The organism is Ornithinibacillus scapharcae TW25 (assembly GCF_000190475.1).
Taxonomy (GTDB): Bacteria; Bacillota; Bacilli; order Bacillales; family Amphibacillaceae; genus Ornithinibacillus; species Ornithinibacillus scapharcae.
Genome location: NZ_AEWH01000043.1, coordinates 15,485 through 38,238 on the forward strand (window position 1 = coordinate 15,485; position 22,754 = coordinate 38,238).

At 37.9% G+C, this 22,754-nt stretch carries 18 protein-coding genes and 1 pseudogene; 4 read left to right on the plus strand and 15 right to left on the minus strand.

All coding sequences use genetic code 11. From position 1 onward, the window contains the following. Position 1 precedes the first annotated feature (1 nt). Both G5W_RS0111040 and G5W_RS0111045 read right to left on the minus strand, forming a co-directional pair. Complete coding sequence (locus tag G5W_RS0111040) at positions 2 to 1,438, minus strand: sensor histidine kinase (RefSeq protein ID WP_010096675.1); 1,437 nt, start codon at positions 1,436 to 1,438, stop codon at positions 2 to 4. Beyond that, positions 1,431 to 2,411 (minus strand): sugar ABC transporter substrate-binding protein, encoded by a 981-nt coding sequence (locus G5W_RS0111045; RefSeq protein WP_010096676.1) that lies wholly within the window; start codon positions 2,409 to 2,411, stop codon positions 1,431 to 1,433. The genes G5W_RS0111040 and G5W_RS0111045 overlap by 8 nt, the downstream gene beginning before the upstream one ends. A 227-nt stretch (positions 2,412 to 2,638) precedes the next feature. Here G5W_RS0111045 and G5W_RS0111050 point away from each other — a divergent pair, with 227 nt between their 5' ends. Both G5W_RS0111050 and G5W_RS0111055 read left to right on the plus strand, forming a co-directional pair. Continuing rightward, positions 2,639 to 3,124 (plus strand): DinB family protein, encoded by a 486-nt coding sequence (locus G5W_RS0111050; RefSeq protein WP_010096677.1) that lies wholly within the window; start codon positions 2,639 to 2,641, stop codon positions 3,122 to 3,124. A gap of 29 nt (positions 3,125 to 3,153) precedes the next feature. Then, on the plus strand, positions 3,154 to 3,915 hold the full coding sequence (locus G5W_RS0111055; RefSeq protein ID WP_010096679.1) for an alpha/beta hydrolase family protein: 762 nt from the start codon (positions 3,154 to 3,156) through the stop codon (positions 3,913 to 3,915). A 27-nt stretch (positions 3,916 to 3,942) separates the two neighbouring features. Here the strand turns inward: G5W_RS0111055 and G5W_RS0111060 are convergent, their stop codons facing one another. From G5W_RS0111060 to G5W_RS0111085, 6 genes are all read right to left on the minus strand, one after another. Continuing rightward, a complete protein-coding gene (locus G5W_RS0111060) occupies positions 3,943 to 5,142 on the minus strand; it encodes a Ger(x)C family spore germination protein (protein ID WP_010096680.1) in 1,200 nt (399 codons plus the stop codon). Positions 5,143 to 5,188: 46 nt separating this feature from the next. Continuing rightward, a complete protein-coding gene (locus G5W_RS0111065) occupies positions 5,189 to 6,289 on the minus strand; it encodes a GerAB/ArcD/ProY family transporter (protein ID WP_010096681.1) in 1,101 nt (366 codons plus the stop codon). Continuing rightward, the gene (locus G5W_RS0111070) at positions 6,290 to 7,897 is read right to left on the minus strand and encodes a spore germination protein (RefSeq protein ID WP_010096682.1); all 1,608 of its coding nucleotides are present in this window, start codon (positions 7,895 to 7,897) and stop codon (positions 6,290 to 6,292) included. A 295-nt stretch (positions 7,898 to 8,192) separates the two neighbouring features. Next, positions 8,193 to 9,368 (minus strand): sugar ABC transporter permease, encoded by a 1,176-nt coding sequence (locus G5W_RS0111075; RefSeq protein WP_010096683.1) that lies wholly within the window; start codon positions 9,366 to 9,368, stop codon positions 8,193 to 8,195. 12 nt (positions 9,369 to 9,380) lie between these two features. Continuing rightward, positions 9,381 to 10,901: a sugar ABC transporter ATP-binding protein gene (locus G5W_RS0111080; RefSeq protein WP_010096685.1), complete on the minus strand. Its 1,521-nt coding sequence runs from the start codon at positions 10,899 to 10,901 to the stop codon at positions 9,381 to 9,383. A 78-nt stretch (positions 10,902 to 10,979) separates the two neighbouring features. Further along, positions 10,980 to 12,095, minus strand: a complete 1,116-nt coding sequence (locus G5W_RS0111085; protein ID WP_010096687.1) for a sugar ABC transporter substrate-binding protein — start codon at positions 12,093 to 12,095, stop codon at positions 10,980 to 10,982. A 307-nt stretch (positions 12,096 to 12,402) separates the two neighbouring features. Here G5W_RS0111085 and G5W_RS0111090 point away from each other — a divergent pair, with 307 nt between their 5' ends. Together G5W_RS0111090 and G5W_RS0111100 are read left to right on the plus strand one after the other, a co-directional pair. Beyond that, the gene (locus G5W_RS0111090; RefSeq protein WP_010096689.1) at positions 12,403 to 13,458 is read left to right on the plus strand and encodes a C40 family peptidase; all 1,056 of its coding nucleotides are present in this window, start codon (positions 12,403 to 12,405) and stop codon (positions 13,456 to 13,458) included. Between the two features lie 627 nt (positions 13,459 to 14,085). Further along, positions 14,086 to 14,928 carry an aldo/keto reductase gene (locus G5W_RS0111100; protein ID WP_010096693.1) on the plus strand — a complete coding sequence of 281 codons (843 nt, stop codon included), beginning with the start codon at positions 14,086 to 14,088 and terminating at the stop codon, positions 14,926 to 14,928. A gap of 100 nt (positions 14,929 to 15,028) precedes the next feature. Here G5W_RS0111100 and G5W_RS0111105 read toward each other — a convergent pair whose 3' ends face one another. From G5W_RS0111105 to G5W_RS23775, 7 genes and pseudogenes are all read right to left on the minus strand, one after another. After that, positions 15,029 to 15,424 (minus strand): VOC family protein, encoded by a 396-nt coding sequence (locus G5W_RS0111105; RefSeq protein WP_010096695.1) that lies wholly within the window; start codon positions 15,422 to 15,424, stop codon positions 15,029 to 15,031. A gap of 136 nt (positions 15,425 to 15,560) precedes the next feature. After that, positions 15,561 to 16,070 (minus strand): hypothetical protein, encoded by a 510-nt coding sequence (locus G5W_RS0111110; RefSeq protein WP_010096697.1) that lies wholly within the window; start codon positions 16,068 to 16,070, stop codon positions 15,561 to 15,563. Between the two features lie 1,079 nt (positions 16,071 to 17,149). Then, entirely contained in the window at positions 17,150 to 17,692 is a 543-nt protein-coding gene (locus G5W_RS0111115; RefSeq protein WP_010096699.1) for an NADPH-dependent FMN reductase, read from the minus strand. A gap of 149 nt (positions 17,693 to 17,841) precedes the next feature. Next, positions 17,842 to 19,590: an extracellular catalytic domain type 1 short-chain-length polyhydroxyalkanoate depolymerase gene (locus G5W_RS0111120; protein WP_010096701.1), complete on the minus strand. Its 1,749-nt coding sequence runs from the start codon at positions 19,588 to 19,590 to the stop codon at positions 17,842 to 17,844. 181 nt (positions 19,591 to 19,771) lie between these two features. After that, a complete protein-coding gene (locus tag G5W_RS0111125; RefSeq protein ID WP_010096703.1) occupies positions 19,772 to 21,229 on the minus strand; it encodes an amidase family protein in 1,458 nt (485 codons plus the stop codon). Positions 21,230 to 21,451: 222 nt separating this feature from the next. Beyond that, positions 21,452 to 22,273 carry a nuclease-related domain-containing protein gene (locus G5W_RS0111130; protein ID WP_010096704.1) on the minus strand — a complete coding sequence of 274 codons (822 nt, stop codon included), beginning with the start codon at positions 22,271 to 22,273 and terminating at the stop codon, positions 21,452 to 21,454. Between the two features lie 89 nt (positions 22,274 to 22,362). Further along, positions 22,363 to 22,754 (minus strand): annotated as a pseudogene (locus G5W_RS23775) (Sau3AI family type II restriction endonuclease); the annotation flags it as partial.

The window sequence follows — 22,754 nt, forward strand, 5'->3', positions numbered from 1 at the left end:
TTCATTCCTCCTTTTGCCTTGGGAGCTTTAGCATCACTTTTGTATAATTTCCTATGATACTTTCTATTGAAAGAGCATCCTCCACTCCGTAAAATAACTTTAGGCGCTTGACGACATTACTTAATCCAATTCCAGTAGAATGTCCTTCTGTTGGTTCATACTGTTCGTGGAGAACTTGTTCAATCTTATCCAAGTCCATTCCTATTCCATCATCCTCAATATCGATGTTCACGTGTTCACCCTGTTGAAAAATCCGTACCGTAATAGTACCCCCATCCTCTCTAGGTTCGATAGCGTGGATAATAGCATTTTCAATTAACGGCTGTAATGTAAGTGGTGGAATGATTTGCTTTAAACAATCCTCTTCCACATCCAACTTAAAATGTAAGCGGTCGGTAAGTCTTGCTTTTTGTATTTCCATATACTGTTTCAATACACCCACTTCTTCCTTCAATGTTACAGAACGATCCATCTGTTTTAGGTTATATCTGAGTAGCCCAGCAATATTTACTAACAAATCACTTGTTTCCTCAGCACCTTCCAAATAAGCCTTTTTGGAAATCGTATTCAGTGTATTAAATAAGAAATGTGGATTAATCTGATTTTGTAAACTACGAAACTGACTTTCTTGCAATAGAATTTGGTTTTGCTGGAGTTCATGTTCCAGTCTAGCTTTGTGCTTCGTCTCGATAAATAGCTTATTAATATTCTTTCTCATATGGTCAAATGTTTTTGCTAGGAAGGCAATCTCATCATTTGTCTCAACCTTTACCTGCAAATCAAATCGCCCCTTCGAAAGCTCATTAGCTGCTTTAGTTAGCTCAAGTACTGGTTTGGTAATACTCCTTGAAAACCAATATGAAATTACTAATAAAATGAATGCAATTAATAATATCAACCAAATCCCTAACTCTTTTAGATTAGCAGATTGCTCAATCATCCCTAGATAGAATTTATCATAGGTTTTTAGTTCCTTATCAATCAATGTTAGTGTCATGTCTGAAATGTGATTGGATATACTAGTAGCCTCAGCAAATTCCAAAGTCGAAGCTTCTATCTCGTTCTCAGAATAAAATAGAATAAAACGGTTTGTTGATTCGATAAAACTATCTACTAGATGAATATAGTTCGTAAGTGTAAAATCATTATCCTCATTTCTAAGCTTATGGACATGACTCTTGGCAAGTAGCACTTGCCGTTTACTTAGTTCAATTTCTTCCAGGTTATCCAATGACGGATTCAGCATATAATCGTTTAATGCATTTATAACCTGTTGACTGGCAGTTGTTACTTCATTCATATTTAAATATCGTTCAAGTATCCCATTGTATTGATTTAATGTTTTGTTATTGTAATAGGTAAGCGCAATCCAGATGGCTGACATAATTACGAGTACAATCGCAAAGACAGTCCAAATTTTCTTCTGTATTTTACTCATTCAGATCAGCTGCCTCCATAACTTGAATATCCGTCAAATATCCCGCTGCGTCCAGTGGCACTGTTTCGCCATTCAACCATTTCATCATAATGAAAACACTATCTCTCCCCATTTGTTCTGGAGTTTGTTTAATCACTGCATCTATTAGACCTTCTTCCAGTAATGGTATCGATTCTGGTCCATCATCAAAGGAATAAATATAGAAAGGTTCAATTTGATAGCGCTTACCAATTTCCTGAACCATTGCCCCTACCGTATTAGCATTTACCGCAATAAATGCATCGGCTTCTGGTACTTGATTCAAAATGCTCTGTGTAGAACCTACGATATCTTCCCTGCTATTAGAAGTTTGCGCATGATGTATTGTGATATTGGAATACCTGGCCAATACCTCTTCAATACCCGTTAATCGTTGCCCTTGATAATATTCAACATTCTGATTGTACATGAGAACAACATCGCCACTGTCCCCCATATCCGTAATGAGCTGTTTAGCTATTAATTGTCCTGCCTCATATTGATTCGAACCAACATAGGTTCTTCTAAGACTTTCTTCAATTGGGACATCGTTCGCTATCGTAATAATTGGAATTCCATAATAAGAAGCTTTCACTCTTGTTAGTTCCTTGAAATCATCGGAGTCAAGTCCTTGTACAATAATTCCATCTACTTTGGATTGAATAGCAATCTCAAGATTCCTTAAAAAATCTTCTTCATGACCACCATAGTTCCCCCATATTTCCAGACTTACGCCAAGCTTCTCCGCTTCATCCATTGCTGCTCTTCCAACCTGATCCCAAAAAGGCGTATCAATATCCTGGGTAATGAGAACTAGCCGATACCTTGCCTCATTTCCATCTATCGACTTTGGCATTTCCCAACCAGAATTGAAGACACTTATAGCGGAAGCAGAAGTAAAATAACATAACACCACAAAAATGATCGTAAGCAGTACTAGACCTGTCTTTCTCAAAAGAAGTATCCCCTTTCTCCCGTCCACCTGTGCTTTTTGACTTTTCTCAATACTCTATGTATCTATAACTATACCATCTTGTCGTTTTATCCTACAATTCTATTTGACAGCGTTACCAAAAAAGTATCTGACAAATGGATGGCTACATATTTTTCCCTTACCAACAAAGGAATTTAATAAAAAATGTCGAATAGTATCTTAGTATGTTCTATAGAGGAGGAATCTAGTTGCAAACTTTTTTTCGATATAATTGGATGGTAAGAGAAGAATGGTATCGATGGTGTGAAGATTTAAGTGAAGAAGAATTGTTGAAAGATAGAACAGGTGGCGTAGGAAGCATTTTGCAAACACTTTTCCACATAGTAGATGTCGAGTGGAGTTGGATACGCCAATTACAGGGTAAACCAGACTTTCAGGAGGATTTTAATCAGTATAAAAGCCTGAATAAAGTACGAGAATTGGATGCCAGATTCCATATAGAAGTAGAAAGCTTTGTCAATAAGTGGGATGAGGGCATGGAGAACCGTTTACATCTTGATACGCTACCTGATGGACGAACAGCCACCGATACATGGGGTGAGGTGATAAGACATATTATTGCCCATGAAATTCACCATATTGGGCAATTATCCATTTGGGCAAGGGAAATCGGACTTAAGCCTGTTTCAGCAAATGTAATCGGTCGGGGGCTTGCTACTTATACGAACGAATAAATGAATAGTTAATAGGAGGATGATTCAGTATGGAGTACCCCCTATCGATTGAAGTAAAAGGGGTAACCCTACGAGGAACAGCACACAAACCGGAGGTAGACAGCAAATCTAAACATCCTGTTGTTGTTATTTTTCATGGGATTACCGGTTCCAGAATTGATACTAAATTTTTGCTTGTTCGATTTTCCCGAGAATTGTCTAAGCGTGGAATAGGAAGTGTACGATTCGATTTCTCTGGTTCTGGTGAAAGTGATGGCGAGTTTGCTGACATGACATTTTCCGGTGAAGTTCAGGAAGGAATCGAAATAGTAAATTTCGTAAAAAAATTGAATTGGGTCGATCCATCTAAAATAATGCTGACTGGACATAGTATGGGTGGAGCAGTAGCAACACAAGTAGCAAAATATATACCGGATGACATACATAAAGTTTGTTTATGGAGTCCAGCCGGGAACATGGTACAGTTAGCTAGAGAATATTTTGAGCAATATCCGAAACTATCCAATGGCAATGTCGATTTAGATGGTCTTGAACTCGGTTGTGAATTTTATGAGGATATAAAATGTCGTGATTTATATAAAGGGATTACTACTTATATTGGTCCGGTTAAAGTTATTCACGGGACAAACGATCCGGTAGTACCTCACGAGATTGGTCAAAAGTATTATGACATCTACCAAAATAACGCGGTAGAGATTCATCTAATCCAAGATGCCGATCATGGTTTCTTAAAACTAAGTTGGTTACATGAACTGTTTGAAGAGAGCATTGCGTTTCTTCAAGAATCCTGAATGTAATGGAAAAAGGGGTGGACACCCCTATTTCCACTCCATTCCAGTATCCGTAATATTGATATCGTAATCAACACGTATATCCATTTCTTTGTAAATTTCTGCCCAGCGCTCATCAGACTTAACCTCTCTATCCCAGTAGCTTGCATACTTTGCCCTTATTCTCGCCCCAATGCCAAAAATATCAGAACCATCCGATTGCAACTTCTCGATCAATTCACTTGCTATTTGGTTTGCCTTCTTCATTGTTTCTTTTTCTAGTTTTTCAATCATTGGTGCTTTTAATTGATTTGAATCTACTTCTTCTTCAACCGTTGCATCGACGGTCACCTTAATTTCAGCATCCGGTTTTCCGTTTTCCATTCTTAAATTTATTTTAGGTTTTTGTGTGGTAGCCTTCACCATGAACACACCATTTTCATTTGGTAAGGTCATAGGAATACTATATCCGCCTGGAGTTTTTCCCCTCATACCCATAAAAACGCCCGACTCAATTGGCGATATTTTTCCAATCATTTTATCTTCCTTAAAATAAGCAACCCCTTCTATTAATAGGCGATCATTATTAATTACTTGCACCGCAGGCAGCACGGGGTCAATTCCTTCACTAGAAAGGTTAATCCAATATTTTCCTAGATATTCTCTTGGTAGCTTCCCAAAACGGACTGCATTATCTAACGTATTCGACAGATAAAGGGAGGATACATTTTCAACAGGAGGTGCCGCCTCCAGTACTTTTTTGGCGTCTCCCCCATTAACAATCATCCATGCCGTTCTTCTTACTTCTGGGCTTCGTCTGAAGTAATCATTAATTTCCTCAACGCCTCTCTTAGCTATCTCCTCAGAAATAACAATAATCTGAACGTGACCTAGATATAATTTTTCAGCTAATTGCTGTTGGAGATTGGCCATGGCATCTTTTACCGTGTGACCTACCGTTTCTAAAGTCCAGCTAGTTTTCTGCGAGCCTTCTCCACCTCCACCCTCCGGCCCCAATTTGATTTTACCTGGGAGAGATATTTGCGCAGTTATCTTGACACTATTTTGTTCATACCCCTCGGGAAATTCTCCCTGACGATGTGACACATTTGGCTCATCCTTCATGTCTTCTTCCTCTGCAATGTCGATTGCAATCCCTAATATATTCGCTCTCTCTTCAATTTCATAACGATCCCAGCATCCTGATATAAAAACGAGCAATCCTACGTAGATAATACTTTTCTTCATATGGTCACTCCTTGGATCCATGATTGTTTCATGAAGGTATTGTCACTTATTCATGACCTTTCTTTCTTCGTATCGCAGCAACAACAAGAAGCATGAAAGGATATACCAGAAGAGGTAATAGCGCAAATTTAGTTACTAAAAGTATATAGTCATACATGTGGAATATATCATCTGGTAGTATGGCAATGATAAACACAATTGGTGCGGCTAATACAGATATTAGTCGGTAATGATGAAACCGAAATAACTCACAGATTCCCCTAACGATGATGAAATAATAAGATAGTAGCGTAGTAAATACCGCGTAAATCCAGGAAATCAGGAGAATGGCATCTATACGAGAAAGGATTTCGGTCGGCACTTGAATCATCCTCCCTAGAATTAGTGTAGGCCAAAACATCTGCATAATCTCCTTATCTCCGAAAACCGCAACAGTCATCGTAACGACAATAAAGATAATTAACCCAGCAATCAAATACCCCCAGACCGCACCTTTCATGCTTTTCATCGGCTCTTTCATAAAGGGGATAACCATGGCAATGACAAGGAAGTTTCCTAAAGCTTGTGGTAAAACTAACGCTCCATTGATAAACTCTTTAATGGATGGTTCATGACCTAAAAAAGGTGTGACATGATACATCTCGGCATCCCGAAAAGCAAAAACTAAAATTAAGAGTATCGGGATAAGAATTAAGGGGACATAGAAAAAATGGATATAAGCAAACGTTGCAACGCTTTGATAGCTAGTTGTCATACATAGCAAAATCATAGCGATTATCGCTACTTGTATAGGGGTTTCTGATAAAATAGAGCCTTTGATAGCTTCTGCATATTGTCTTGTCTCTAACCCGGCCAATATAATAAAAAGTAGAATGATGAACACACTCATCATCCGCCCGAATGATTTTCCCAGAATAATTTCGTTGTAACCAATAATGGTTTTGGTAGGGAATCTTTTCCCTACCAAAACGAGCCCTACAATTCCTATGAGTCCGATTACAATTCCTACAAGTGTTGCGAAAGGGGCACCAGATCCCGAATACTCTACGATAAATCGAGTTAGCGAAAGAAGAGATACTCCAATCATTGTACTAATGACAATAAAAGATAGTTGTAAGTTCGTTACTTTATCTCGTTGTTTATTCAATTAGGACTTCCCCCTTTTCCGGTTGGCTAATGGGTTGGTAGGTCCTTCTTTTACACTACTTTCGACACGTATACGATCTTTTGGATGTAATTCACTCGGTCTTTCCTTAAACCAGCGTAAAGGAGCACGAATAAAAGAATCTTTTACCCCTTCTTTATTCCACGGTGAAAGCGGAGTGAAATAAGGTACTCCGAATGATCTTAATGATAGCATGTGGTTCACGATAAACATTAGCCCAATGGCTAATCCAAGTAATCCAATAATCCCTGATAAAATAATTAACGGAAACTTCAGCATGCGAAAGGCAATCGCTGCATTATATGAAGGTGTTGCAAATGACCCAATGGTAGACAAGGCGATAATGACAACGGTTATGGGACTAACAAATCCAGCAGATACAGCTGCTTGTCCGATAACGAGTACACCGACGATAGAAAGCGCCCCACCCACCTGTTGTGGCATTCGAATGGTAGCTTCGCGAAGTATTTCCATGGCAATTTCCATGAGTAACACTTCGACTACTACAGGAAAGGGTACACCAGCCCTACCACTAGAAGCAGCTACCATGAATTGTGCTGGTATCATTTCTGGGTGGAACGATAGGACGGTTATGTAAAGGGATGAGAATGTAAGCGAGAAAAGTAGTGCAACAAATCGTATAAATCGAATAATGCTACTCATGATAAACCGAGACAAATAGTCTTCACTCGTTTGATAAAATTGATTAAACACAGCAGGAACAATAAGCGCAAACGGTGAACCATCCACCAATATGACAACTCTTCCTTCTAGAATATTTCCCACTGCCCGATCTGGACGTTCCGTATTTTGTACTTGCGGAAACGGAGACCTCGGATTATCTTGGATGAATTGCTCAATATAACCAGCATCTAAGATTCGGTCCACATTTATATCGTTAATTCTTTTCTTCACTTCCAGCACTAAATCATCATCCGCAATATTGTCTAAATAACATACCGCTACTTTCGTCTTCGTTTTCTCCCCAATCTCTATAGATTCTGCTCTAAACTCAGGGACAGGAAGACGATAACGCAGTAAGGAAATATTGGTTTGTAAAACTTCTATAAAGCCTTCTCTTGGTCCCCTAACAACTCGCTCAGATTCAGGTTCGGTAATCCCTCTTTTTTCAAGGGTAAAGGTGTCCAGTATAAGAGCATCGTGATACCCATCCACCAACACGACTGTCTTCCCATGTAAGATTGCATCAAGTATTTCGTCATACCCACTTACTATCTCACCATCTGAATAATAAAGGACATCATATAATAAAGACAGAAGTAAATTCTTCTTCCCTAATAATGTTGTCCTATCAGCTCGACTATTGGTCTCTTGTAATGGGTGAATAATATCGCGATTAATCTTTTCTTTGTCTACTAGACTGCTGATATAAAAGGCAGCAGCTGGCGTTTCTCCAACTATATGAAAGGTTCTCGATGAAAAATCCGTATCCTTTTGAAAAACATTAGTTAGTGTGTCGATGTTATGAACCAGGTCGTGGGTTAATTGTTTATCCTGGGAGTTGTCAATTATTTGACCTGAAGGAATCTGTTCTTTATCAGACTTCTTCTTTCTCTTCCAGAGAACCATCATCCTCCTCCTTTTCAAGATGAAATTTGAGGTTGTATTAGTATGGTTCGTTCCGGAAATAACATACAAGAAACAAAAAGCACCGTGAAAACACGGTGCTTTAGATAACATAATAGATTGGTACGCCCTAGCTAGGACTATGTTTTTACTCATTAGGCTTATGTCTGCTGGCACAGGGACTATATTTTCGCTTAATGGGGTTATGTCCCTCCAGACTGGGACTATTATTTTGCCTAACAGGACTATGTCCCCACATGGACTATAACCCCCAACATGTTCCTCAATACAAGGCCTTCTATGCTGCTCGTTTTCTTGTCATAACATCAAAGATTACGGCAAGTACTAATACCCCACCACGAATCATGTATTGGTATGAGATACCAACTCCTAGTAAGTTCATTCCATTGGTAAGAGTGGCCATTACAATTGCACCGATAATAGCACCTGTTACTTTACCAACACCACCAGCAGATGATACCCCACCAACATATGCTGCAGCAATTGCATCTAGCTCAAATAACGTACCTGCTGTCGGTGTCGCTGCTTGTAATCGTGAAGTAAATAAAATACCTGATAAAGCAGCAAGGAATCCCATGGAACCAAATACTAATAAAGTAATCTTCTTCACGTTAATCCCACTTAAATGGGCTGCTTCTGGATTACTTCCTACTGCATAAACATGTCGACCGATAACTGTTTTTGTGGTAATAAAGTGATACACAATCACCACTAAAAGGATAATGACAAGTGTCCATGATAATCCATTATATCCAGCTAATATCCACGTAATATATCCCATGATAGCAGAAACAAATACAAGCTGTAGGATAAAGATAGGCTTCGATACGACTTCAAAGTTATAGCTTTTCATCTTTTTACGCTTCGATATAGAACTATAGATAAAGAACAAAATTCCAAATAATCCCACTAATAAAGATAGTAAATGTAAACCACCGATTTGTGCGATAGATGGAATATACCCATTACCAATAGCATTAAAAGCTTCATCCTGAATAATTAACGTTCCTGAATCACCTGTAACAAGAAGTAACGCCCCTCTAAAGATTAGCCATCCTGCTAAGGTTGCTACAAAGGACGGTATACCTAGATTTGCAACAAGAAAACCAGTTGAAAGTCCAATAATCATCCCAATAATTAAGATAATTGGGATTACTAAATATACTGGTAGCCCAGTCTCCATCAGTAAGATAGCCGCAATTGCCCCTAAGAATCCAGCGAGGAATCCAATAGACAAATCGATGTGTCTGATGACAATAACAATCATAACCCCGACTGCTAATACGGCAATATATCCAGCGGAATCTAATAGATTACTAATATTACGAGAAGATAGAAATAATCCATCCGTTAGAATCGTAAATATAAGCATGATCACAAATAAAGCAATATACATTCCATAATCACGAATATTATTTTTCAGTAATGATTTTAACTCAGTAAAAAAACTCATTGATTCCACCCCCTATTGTGTAGCAAGTTGCATAATATTTTCTTGATTCGCTTCTTCGGCTAATAATTCTCCTTTGATTTCGCCTTCTGCCATTACATAAATACGGTCACTCATCCCTAAAACCTCACCTAACTCGGAAGAAATCATAATAATACTCATGCCCTCTTCAATTAAGCTATTCATAATCGTATATATCTCAAATTTAGCTCCAACATCGATCCCGCGAGTAGGTTCATCCAAGATGAGAATATTTGGCTTCACAAATAACCATTTCCCTAGTGATACCTTTTGCTGGTTCCCTCCACTTAGATTTCCAACAAGCTGTTCAATCGATGGCGCTTTAATCGTTAAATCCTTCTTGTACTCATTTGCAACTTTTATTTCCTCGTTCTCATTAATAACACCACTAACAGCTATTTCTTTTAAGTTCCCAATGGAGATATTATCTTTAATATCCTGAGCTAGGAATAATCCATCCCCTTTACGATCCTCTGTCACGTAGGCAATACCTGCTTTGATGGCATCACTTGTATGTCTAAATTTGCGCTCTACTCCATCAACAATTAAGGTTCCTTCTACCTTATAAGATTTAGGATTGCCGAAGATGCTTTGAGCAAGCTCTGTACGTCCTGCCCCCATTAATCCCGCAATTCCAACAATCTCTCCTTTTCTTACGTTTACATTAATATTCTTAAGAATTTGTTTACCTATTTGCGTATCATAGGCAGACCAATTCGATACTTCCAATATTTTATCTCCAAAGTTTTTCTTGTCACGCTTTGGATAAATGTCACTAATCTCACGACCAACCATATTTTTTATAATGGCGTTTTCTGTAACTTCACCCTTAGAAGCATCTAGGGTACAGATTGTATTTCCATCACGAAGTACTGTAGCATTATCCGCTATCGCGATAACCTCTTTTAATTTATGTGAAATCATAATACTCGTAATGCCTTGCTTCTTTAATTCACGTAAAAGCTTTAGTAAATTTTCACTATCGTCTTCATTTAAAGCAGCAGTTGGTTCATCCAAAATAAGAAGTTTAACGTCCTTACTCAATGCTTTTGCAATTTCAATTAACTGCTGTTGTCCAACTCCTAAGTCTTTCACCATTGTCTCTGGATTAATATTCAAATTCACTTTTTCTAACATTTTCTTGGAAGCCTGGATGGTTTCACTCCAATCCACGACTCCTTTACTTTGTATCTCGTTTCCAACAAATAGATTTTCATATACAGAAAGGTCTGGAAAGAGCGCTAATTCCTGATAGATTATTGCTATACCTGTGTCGACACTATCATTAATCTTGGTAAATTGTTGAATGTTTCCTTCAAAAATAATGTTTCCCTCATAGGTTCCATAAGGATAAACACCACTTAATACTTTCATAAGGGTTGATTTACCTGCACCATTTTCTCCTACTAGACAGTGAATCTCGCCTTTTTTCACTTTAAAATTCACATTATGGAGCGCCTTAACACCTGAAAATTCCTTTGTAATTTGATCCATTTCTAGAATGTATTCACTCATTGCACCCACCCTTTGATAAAAACTAGAATGGTGAAATAGTAATAGGATAGCCTACTACTATTTCACAAACTGCATTTCTTATTCTAGTCCTGTAAATTCGTCTGCTTCATAGTAACCAGAGTCAATTAGTTCTGATTTTACATTTTCTTTATTCACGACAATGACGTCTGTTTGTTTTGCTTTTACATCTACTTCTCCATTGTTATAAGAACCAGTTGTTTCTGGTGTGTTACCTTCTAGAACTTCAATAGCCATTCCCATCGCATCGGTTACAAGTGTACGTACATCTTTAAACACGGTCATCGTTTGTTTGCCATCAATGATGTATTGAATAGATGCTTTCTCCGCATCTTGACCAGTTACGACAAAGCTAGAGATAGCTGGATCAGAAGAAAATACATCTGCAATTGCACGAGCAGTACCATCGTTTGGTGCTAAGATAGCTACATCACCTTTCAAATCATCACTTACAGCAGTTAAATGTGTTTCTGCTTTGTTCTTAGACTCACTTGGATCCCAGTTTGTTGTTACTTGACCTAGGATTGCACTCATTTCATCACGAGTTAGCTCAGACTTGTCTTTTAATTTTTCCGCTTCGCTGGAGTTAGCAATCACAAATGTTCCATCAGCAATCTTTGGTTGAAGGACTTTCCAAGCCCCTTCAAAGAATAGGAATGCATTGTTATCGGAAGCTGCACCAGCATAAAGATATAATGGCACCCCTGAACCACTCGCATTATCAATTAAGTATTGCCCCTGAGCTTCACCAACTGCTACACTATCAAATGTTACATAGTAATCTACAGCATCTGTGTCTGTAATTAATCGGTCATAAGCAATAACCGTAATACCCTCTTTTTTAGCAGCTTCTACTGCTGCACCTGCAGCTGCCCCATCATGAGGTGCGATAATTAGTACTTCAATTCCCTTACTAATTAACGTGTCCACGTTCTCTTTCTCTTTCGCAGAAGAACCTTGGCTAAATAGAATCTCTGTTGTATATTCTGAATCATCTAATGCGGCCTTGAAGCGTTCCTCATCTTGAACCCATCTTGGCTCATCCTTTGTAGGTAATACGATACCAACACTTACTGCTCCACCCTTGCCACCGCTTTCACTATTACAAGCAGCTAGTACAAAAATAGTCATAAGAGCTACAATACCCAATGTAAATATCTTGATACTTCTTTTCATCTTTTCTCCCCTTTTCTTTGTTTCATAGTTACTACATGTTTCATTATATCGAGGCATATTCCGTATGAAAGCGTTAACAAGTGGTAAAATTTTAATATTGTCTGTATTTTTTTAACAATGAGATTCATGACCTATATTTTTTTAGTAAGGCAGCTTACTACTTATAGGCTTAAATCATACAATTCTAATGGGTTAAATACGTTACCACAAATTCAAATACATAGAAGCTCACAATTGGGTAGAATAAAAACGAGATACAGCGCTTTCTAGCTGTTACTAAAAGAATTTATTAATAAGGAGATAGAAGATGATTAAACACAAACTTCTACGAATAACCACAGTCTTTGCATTAACTTTCAGTATATCTGTTGGTGGAATAGGCACAGTGAATGCAGAAGTCGACTACGTTCCAAATGCAGGAGTTTATATTAACGGAAAAGTTGTAAATGGCATTAATCCAATCATTGAAGACGGCATTTACTACCTCCCCTTCGTTGATCTTGCGAAAATCTTGGGGTACAACCATATCAAGTTTGAAGAGAAAACAAAAACATATGAAATAACAGATGGATCCACCACTATTCGGGTAACCATGGGTGGAACTCGAGCAAAAAAAGGGAATGAGTATGTTAACATCAAACCACCGAGATGGATAAATGAGACAGCATATATTTCCCTCCATGCTGGTGGAGCATTGTTTAATTCCTATATTTCTTACCAAAAGGAAAATGGTTCGATACAAATCGTTAAACCAGCAAAACAATATGCTGTTCATAAGGGAGATACACTTTTCAATATTTCTCGTATACACCACATTAGTGTGGACGATTTAAGACGAGCAAACAACCTTACATCAAACATAATAAAAGATGGACAAATACTAAAGTTACCAAATGCAAATATCTCAAAAGGGGAAAGAGAACCTATCAAGGAACAGGAGCCCGTTAAAAACAATACAAATGCAACTGCTTCTGAACAAATAGAAAAACTATTGCGAGAAGCAAAACGTTATATTGGGGCTAAATATAAATATGGAGCAACACTTGCCGAAGCACCAAATTTATTTGATTGCTCTTCCTATACGCAGCTTGTGTTTAAAAACGTAGGAGTTCAACTCCCGAGAGTTTCTAGAGACCAAGCGAGTAAAGGTGTTACAGTATCCAATCTTAAGGCAGGAGACCTTATGTTCTTTACCATGAAAGACACATACACAGATGGAAGAGTAGCACATGTCGGTATTTACATGGGGGATGGCAGCATGATCCATGCATCCATTTCAAAAGGGGTTACCATAACAGCAAATGTCCTACAAAACAGCTACTGGTCTAAAAACTACCTATTCTCCAAACGAGTCATTCAATAATGGGACACGGGGACAGGTCCCTTGTCACTGCTCTCGTTGTCGCGCGAGGAAATACTAATGTTTCGCGAGGGTGTTGAATGTTCACGCGTAATATTGTTAAAGTTGCGAGCGAGTTAATTAAAGTTACGCCGGATAGAATTTTCCTCGTAACTTTTACAGAGACTGGCGCAACTATCACTAACTACCGCGTAAGTTTTACTGATGCTGGCGTTACTTTTGTCGTGCTTTCGTCAAAGGGGGGTCACATCACCCTTGTCCCCGTTTTTCTCGTTGTCGCGCGAGGATTAGTTAATGTTACGCGTGGGGTTATTTGTTCATGCGAAATATTGTTAAAGTTGCGAGGGGGTTTATTAAACTCACGCCGGATGGAGGTTTTCTCGTGAATTTACCATAGACTCGCGCGTATAACCCTAACTCCCGCGTAAGTTTTACTAATTCTGGCGTTACTTTTGTCGTGCTTAGCGTGAGAGTAGCTTTTCCACGTTTTCATCTTTCCTATCTATTTTTTCATAAGCCATAAATCTATTTGAAGGACTGAAAAGAGAAAAACGTATTTATAAGCCCTTTCCCCTTATTCATGTTAAAATGGCGTTAGAAAATCTATAAGGAAGAAAGGAAGGATAATTCATGAATACTAAGATACCTTCAATTACACTGCAGGATGGAAATACAATTCCATCCATAGGGTTTGGTACATATAAGTTAAAAGGTAGTGATGGTGCTGCTGCTATCGAAAGTGCTATCAATGTCGGATATCGATTAATTGACTCCGCATATAATTATGAAAATGAGGGTACAGTTGGAGAAGCCATTCGCAGAACCTCTGTCTCACGCCAAGAGTTGTTTATTACATCCAAGCTACCAGGCCGCTATCATCAATATGATGATGCACTGGTTACAATACAAGAATCACTTTTCCGTGCAAACTTAGATTACTATGACCTCTACCTCATACACTGGCCTAATCCAAGTCGTGATCAGTATGTGGAGGCGTGGCAGGCATTAATCGATGCTAAGAAATGGGGATTAATCCGTTCTATCGGTGTATGTAACTTCTTACCAGTACATCTGGACCGATTAAAAGAGGAAACTGGCGTTCTACCAACGGTAAATCAAATTGAGCTTCATCCGAATTTTAATCAAGAAGAACAACGCAACTATCATGCAGCAAATGGAATCATTACGGAATCATGGAGTCCATTAGCACGTGGAAATGAAATCTTTCAAAATGAGACAATAGTACAAATTGCAGCGAAACATCAGAAAACCGTATCCCAAATAATACTACGCTGGCATTATCAATTAGGTGCTGTTGCAATACCTAAATCTGCATCACCACAACGTCAATTAGAGAACATCTCCATATTTGATTTCACATTAGACGAAGCAGATATGAATGCAATAAGCACGTTAACAAAACCAAACGGACGAATGAAGAACCAAGACCCAGCAATCTATGAGGAATTTTAAGGCATTTCACAAAGTCAGGTTCTTGTCTTCGTGTCACTAATATAAACACTGTAAACTAAAAATGGAACGGAGGACTTCCCCCCGTTCCACTTAAACATTCTTATTTCGCATTTTCATCAGCTTGATGTATTCCAAATATATTGCCTTCCGTATCCTTATAATATCCCTGCCAAGCCATACCCGGTAATGCGTATTTTGGCAATGCTACTGTACCACCCTGCTCGAGAATTTTTGCCTCTATAGAATCATAATCATCTACATTCATCGTACAAGCGAAGCCACTTAGAGGTTGATTTTCCCCTGGAGGCGGACCTTGACGTTTCATTAATGCTCCGTCAATCCCCGGCTCACTTGAATCACCTGTAACTGCCCCAGCATAAGGCATACCCGCATATTCAGACCAATCCTCAAACTTCCAGCCAAATACTTCACCATAGAACTTCTTTGCCCTTTCCATGTCATCTACATGAATCTCAAAATGAATTAATCTTCCCATAGTTTCCTCCTGAATTCATATTATTAAACAAACCATAGTCTTAGTTTTACCAGTATTTCACTTTTATTGTTAATATACTCAAAATTTTATTAAAATAATTTTTACTTTTGAAAGCTTCTCTTATATCTAGTATGGCTTATGGGACAACCTCTTTTGTTCCACTGCTCTTTCTAAAACGGTATAGTAGCTCTAGGATAGAAATGATAACAGCTATTCCTGTTGCTGTAATGAAGGTATTTAATTGGGAAAAGCCGACGATAAGCCCAATCCAGTAAAAAGCAAATATACGGGAAAGTAGCATTACTATAGAATACATAACCTTTTTACCTACTATATATTCCACTACTATTTCAACAATGCTATCCACTGTAAATAGATAGACTAAAATAGAGATAGCTAGAATGACAAGCTGATTAATCTCCAAATCCAAAGAAAATACCATATCTATTAGGTTTGCAGAACCAAGTATTGTAAATAATACAAAACCAAGACCGATAGTTGGAGCTAGTGCAAGGAGTAAAGACACAACAATAACTAGAGTAGAACTCATCTTTTCTTCTTCTGATTCCTTCTTATTACCTCGATAGATGAATCCAAGAATAAGTACAAATGAAATTAGGTAGATAACTATTATAGTAGTAACCATGCTGCCACTTCCCTTCTTCAAAAGAATTCCATTTCTTTAACTATACTTCTCTATAAGAAGTACGTTTTCCGAAATTTATAAGTTTCAGGTCACTGATAAATTTACATTTATTTAACAATTCAGGGACATGTTTGCCTTTTTCTTACACTAAGTGTGGTGTTCTTTCACATTAATTCAGATAACCTTATAGCCCGAATATTTCCTCGGAAATAATAAAAATTTGTCGAATTAGGGATACACACAAAATGCGGATAGCTTTAATAGTTATCCGCATTACCTACTCTATTTAAAATCAATCGTTGTTCCTAACTCAGGAAATACTTGGTAACTTGCATCATACATATAAAACTCCAATTCCTTCGATAAGCTAACTTTTGGATACGTTAATTAACTTCTCAAAGGATTGTTCTTCTCCGGATTCTTTTCTTAGTTTAAAGATAGACACGAGCTTCCTCCCCTCAAATTCGTTTTACGTTTTGCTCACCACTACTGATTAGACTCTGTATAACGGACAATCCACATTTTTGTTGCTATACTTTAAAGAATTTAAATTTAATAATTACTTATATTAATTCCCCTCATTTCGGTTCTTACTGTAACTAGCAATCTATTGTCCTGAACACGGAGTCAAGGTGAATTTTTAGCCTTAAACGAAATCGCTTTGGCACGTTGGAACAAAGCAGTGGCAGTAGGCAAAATTAAAAGATTAGGTGAAAAGTGCTTATACTATGATTACAATTGATCAACTCAAGGTGGAGTTTCGCAAGCTAAAAGTTAAAGCAAAGTTTGAAAAACAGTTAGAATATATGTCATTGGTGTTAAGGACATTACATTCATCAAATAGAAGGTATTGTGTTTACTCTTAAACACCCAAAAGATGATGAGGATTATGAATGGGCATATCGAATGTTTTTAATTCATCGTGTTAACCTTGATAAAGACTATCTAACCTAAAAAACGAAAGAAGTATTGATATTTCATCTATTTGAGGATTGGTTTCTATAGGTAAGAACTCAAATTGATAAAGCAGTGAAGTTTATTATCTCACTGCTTTGCTTGGCCAACTTCTTACCTAATTCCTAATACTTCTTCATCAAATCAACAAACGTATTCACAAACCCCTGCAAGAACTCCATCGTACCTTCATTCGTAATTTTCCCAGTATCATCCAACAAATCTTGAGCATTTGCGAGATAAACTTCTGGCTGTTGGACAGTTGGCATATTTAAAAATGTCAAACACTGACGCAAATGATGGTTAGCCCCAAATCCACTCAACCCACTTATGGATTGACTAATGATTGCAGCTGGCTTACCATTCCAAACACTTTGCCCCCACGGGCGAGAGGCAACATCTAAAGCATTTTTTAGAGCAGCCGGTATACTACGGTTGTGCTCAGGAGTTACGAATAATACAGCATCAACTTCCTTGATTTGATTGCGGAAAGTCGTATATTCTTCAGGAGAATTTTCATCATAATCCTGGTTATATAGAGGCAACTTCGCGATATCAATAAATTCTGCCTTATACCCATCAGGGAATAATGATGCTACATTTTTTGCAATTTGTTCAGAAAAGGAGTTCTTGCGGATACTACCTAACACGATACCTACTTTTGACATTTGAACCATTCCTTTACAATTTATTTCATGTTAGTTTTAGCTTTTTTTGCAAAATTAATCGAAACAACTATATTCTTACATCGAAAAAAATACAAAAAAGCCAGTCAATAGTACAGACTGGCTTTGGCAGATTTCTTCTTGACCCTTATTTAATTCGTATTCAATATTAATCGAGGTGCAAACTCCTCATTCTCTCCTCCATAAAACTCTACATAATTCGAAGTGAAGCCTGCTGAAGTAATGCCTTTAAGTCGAAACTGTGTTTTACCCGCATTATTCAAATAATTTATCATCGAACTTGGAATCTGCACCTCCACATATGGGACATCCTCTACCGGAAATGCAGCAATATTACTCTCAGTTGCACGATAAGAATAGTCTACTTGTTCCAGCACTGCATGATTACCAAACACACCAGACATCATATCGATTTGAACAGAAGATATATTCCCCTGGACTACTTTCGGATATAATCGTAAAGTTGCGGAGGAAATCGGAACGTCTATACTACTAGTCTCGAACGACAATAAACCGCGATACGTATCAAGATTATACATCCCTTTATCCCCCACCTTTATAACGCCATTACTGATACCATCAATTGTATATCGTCCGACATAACCATCCTCAGCGCCAATGGAAGAAAGTGTTAAACCCTCCTTGATTGGTTCTGTACTGATCGTATATTCTTCCTCTTTTACGTTTTCTTTAACTCCAGCTGTATCAACACTAAAGAATTTTAAAACGGTATTTTCTCTTATGGTTATTGGTTCAGTATAAACTGATGAGTCTTCTGTTGGATCCGTTCCATCTGTTGTGTAGTATGTGGTTGCTTCCTTATTAGGGGTTAACTCTACCGATACGGATTCGTAGTAAACTCCCCCAGCAGGGCTTGCTGTTGTACGCAATGGAGTTTCCCCGGCATGCAGCTTAAAAAAGTCCCATATCATCGCAGTAGCATCTGGACCAGCTGCATCAACATAAGTACCACTCACGCTCCCACCACTCCATGCATGCCCCATACCATCAACGATGACCTTTCTAACCCAAGTGTCCCCATCGTTGTTGTGATAATCATAGATGGTATACCCTTTTCCGTTAGGCACCTGTAGATTCTCAATCCAATCGGGTTGTGCATCCATCCAACCATCAACCGTTCCACTTGCAACTAAACTATTCGTTACCGTCCACTGCTTCGTTACCTGTTCGCCATTTATTGGTCTCACCGTATAATCTGATGTCCCATGAAAAACAATAACTGGCAGCTGCTCTTCATGTGAAGCAAGGGCAAAGGCTTTTTGGGCTTCTCTTCCTTGTAGCACTGGATCTGGTCCTCCATTTGTCATGGCTAGGACACCACCCATCATGGATGTGGCAGCTTTATATTCCAGACCTGCTGCAACCGCAACACCTGCAAACACGTCTGGATATGTTGCACCTAATAGAACACTCATCGCTCCTCCAGCAGAAAACCCAGAAACATATACTTGTTCTTCCTTTACGGTATAGTCCGTTTTAATCTTTTGAACCATTCCGGCAATAACACTTAACTCACCAGACTCTCTTTTTTGATGTGCTGGCTCAAACCAATTCCAACACTTACTTGGATTAGCTGCTGAATTTTGTTCCGGGTATAATACTAAAAATCCTTCTTGGTCTGAAAGGGTATTCATCTTCGTACTTGCAATAAACTGATTTGCATCCTGTGAACAGCCATGAAGCATCACCATTAAAGGAATTTCTTCAGTGCCATCATAGCTGCTTGGAACATATAGCTTATAATTCTTGCCCCCATAATTTCCTGAGGTTAACTCTCCAGATGCTTCAACCTTATCAGGTACATACATCAAAAAACTTAAGAACAGACCAATGACTACGAACATGCCAATCCGCTTCATCTTGTAACCCCCATTTCCGTATTTGTATTAAAGAATACATTGAGGTGGTTACATAGAGGTTACAGGATCAGGGTTAGTTCGTTGTAATCAATAGGAATATTGTATTCCATAAAAAAATAGAACTGCCAAATTACCTGTTTATCTTATAAATTGAATTTGCTAAAATTCATGCTTCTGTAGGTCAAAGGACCTGTCCCCATGTCCCATCTTCTAATTCACCTGCTAGTTGTAATAGGAGGTCTTCTCGACCACGTCTTGCCATGACCTGAACTCCACATGGAAGTCCATCCTTCGTTAAATGCATAGGCAGTGTCATTGCTGGTTGGCCAGTCAAATTAGCAAGTTGGGTAAATGGGGTTCGCATCAGACTTTTATATGCAACTTGATCCACAAAACCTGTCTTTTTCAACACGCCACCTAATCGAAGACCTCCAACTGTTTGAATCAGCAATTTCTCTAGCCTTGTTTGATCAAGCTCACCTATTCGGGAAGGAGGAAAAGCAGTTGTAGGTGTGATATAAAAATCAAATTCATCATGGAAGGTTTCCATTTGAATCGCTACCTCATCCCAGTATTTTAAGCTTATTAAAAACTCTTCAGCAGACACAGCCTTCCCCAGTAGACCTAATATCCAAGTTGTTGGCTCCACATCCTTGAACTTTACCTTTCGTCCAATTACACCTTCTAAGGTTCTTAATGTGGAAGCCACCTCAGCAAAATACATCATCATATAGCTATTCGCTAGTCTTTTTCCATCAACTGGGGCTTCTTTTTCTTCCACAAAGTGGCCCATGCTTTCAAGCAGATGGACAGTTTTTATCACTGCATCCTTACAGTTCTCATCAACAGGACTACCTAAAGGGGATTGTGTTGTAAAAGCAATAGTTATTGGACGGTCTATTGGCATCTGAGCAGCCTGAAGATATGACCCATCAAATGGTGCAGCCATAAAGGCATTTGCTCGGTCATGCTGGTACTGATCAAGCATCGCTGCGCTATCCCGTACAGACCTACTCAAAATATGATCGACTGATGCACCTTGCCACAGCCTTCCTGTTTTTGGCCCTACTGGTGTACGTCCACGAGTTGGTTTTAATCCAAATAGCCCACAAAAAGCAGCCGGAATCCGAATCGAGCCACCACCATCATTTGCACCAGCAATTGGTACCATACCTGAAGCTACAGCTGCTGCTGAACCTCCACTTGAACCTCCTGGTGTATAATCCGTGTTCCAAGGATTTCTAGAAGGTCCGTGAAAACTAGGTTCCGTAATTCCCATTAGCGCAAATTCAGGTACATTCGTCTGCCCAATAATATTCACACCGGTTCTCTTCATTTGCCGAACAAATTCACTATCATAATCTGCTATGTAATTAGCTAGAACCTTTGATCCAGCTGTCATAGGATGGTCCTTTGACTCTTGTGAAATGTTTTTCGTTAGGAATGGAACACCTGCAAAGATTCCTTTTGGTTGGCGCTCGCTTTGGGCATCGTACATTTTATGGATTACTGCGTTGAGGGATGGATTTTTTTGTTCAATTTCTTGGATTGCCGTCTGGCGTATTTCGTCAGCTGTTATTTCCTTTTTATGAATTAATTCTGCTAGTCCTAAGGCGTCGTATTGTTTGTAGTCAAACATATTTATCCCCCCTTTTTCTGATACAATTTTTGATCGAACCCATTAAGCATATTCATTAATTTCATCTGTTCTAATTTATCATAAAATTTTAAAAGTTTGTCTTCAAGGGATAAGATGTATAAGTTTTTAGGGGATTGGGAGGAGTAAGAGATTGATAGAGACGACTTTGTGAGAGTCGTCTTTATTAGCTCTATTTCATATCCATTCTTACAAAATTTTATTCTAAATACTCTTCTGATGGTCAAAGCAATAAATCTTTCCGTTAAATCTCTTATTAGACTTGCAATACGCAACTACTTTTTGAGACACTACTTTATCACACACTACGCATGTTGATTTGCTCTTCACACTATCCTTCGACGATACTGAATCTTTCTTTTCCTTAATACTCTCATTATGTTTCTTTCTTATCTCAGGATCAAAGATGTTTACTTTCATAAAATTATCGTATATCGTTTGACAATCTTTCTCACTAAGTAAAGGTTCTTCTTGTTTTAACTTTGTCATGGATACTTTTCTTTGTATCGTCTCCGTTAGAAAAATATCATATATTACCATTTCATTGGATTTAATATCTCTTAATTCTAAATCTATCTTTAAAGTACAACGTTTGGTAAAAGAGACAATGGAAATAAATTTATCATAGTATTTGGGTTCAATATAGTTTTTAAGAGCTTCTATATGTCCAAAATTTTGTACTAAAGGACTTAACATCTTGAACTTACCATTTACAAGCCAAGTCTTTCTGTTCTTTCCTCCATAAATCGTACCTTGATAATTCTTAGTTTCAATAACAAATATTCCGTACGGAGAAATAACTAAATGATCTATTTGAGAATAACCGGTAATAGATTTAGTGTTTTCAATCATTAGATCGTTTATATACAAATATTCCTTAGGCAGCTGTGATAGTTGAATATCTATCTTATACTCACCTATTTCACCTTTTCGGGTGGCTACTTTTTCGGACGTTTTTTTAGTAGATTTGTTTTGTTGATATTTCTGTTTTTGTATCTTCTTTTTCTTAAATAGGTTAAATATCATTAACTAACTCCTTATTGAGAAATAACTGTTATTTTGTAAAATATATTCTAAATCAGTAACTTAGTTTCCAGCAAACTAGTTAATTAGAGTTACTTAATTATCTTTGCTATATAATCCCTATCTAACCAGAAGGCCTGTTTTGTAATTAATCTACCATCTGGCAAAGGTATCCTATCTTTACCATCTCTAGCCTTAGGTCTAATATGACAAAGTCCATTACTTCCAGGTTTTGGAAGGTTATTTTTAGTAATTGTCTTGTTACGTTGCTGTTCAGGAATAAGTTCAATACCGTTTTTAATCATTAATTTGACTTGATTCCAAAACTCTTTCAGTCTGCCCTCAATTTCACTACTAGGCATATTCCAAAGCCTAATACCTTTTAAATAAAGTTTTCTATTAGGATTTTCCTTCACTGTTTCTTTATAATAAAAAATACACAAATAAAAATTTACGTTTCCCCAAAATAATTTTTCAACCAACT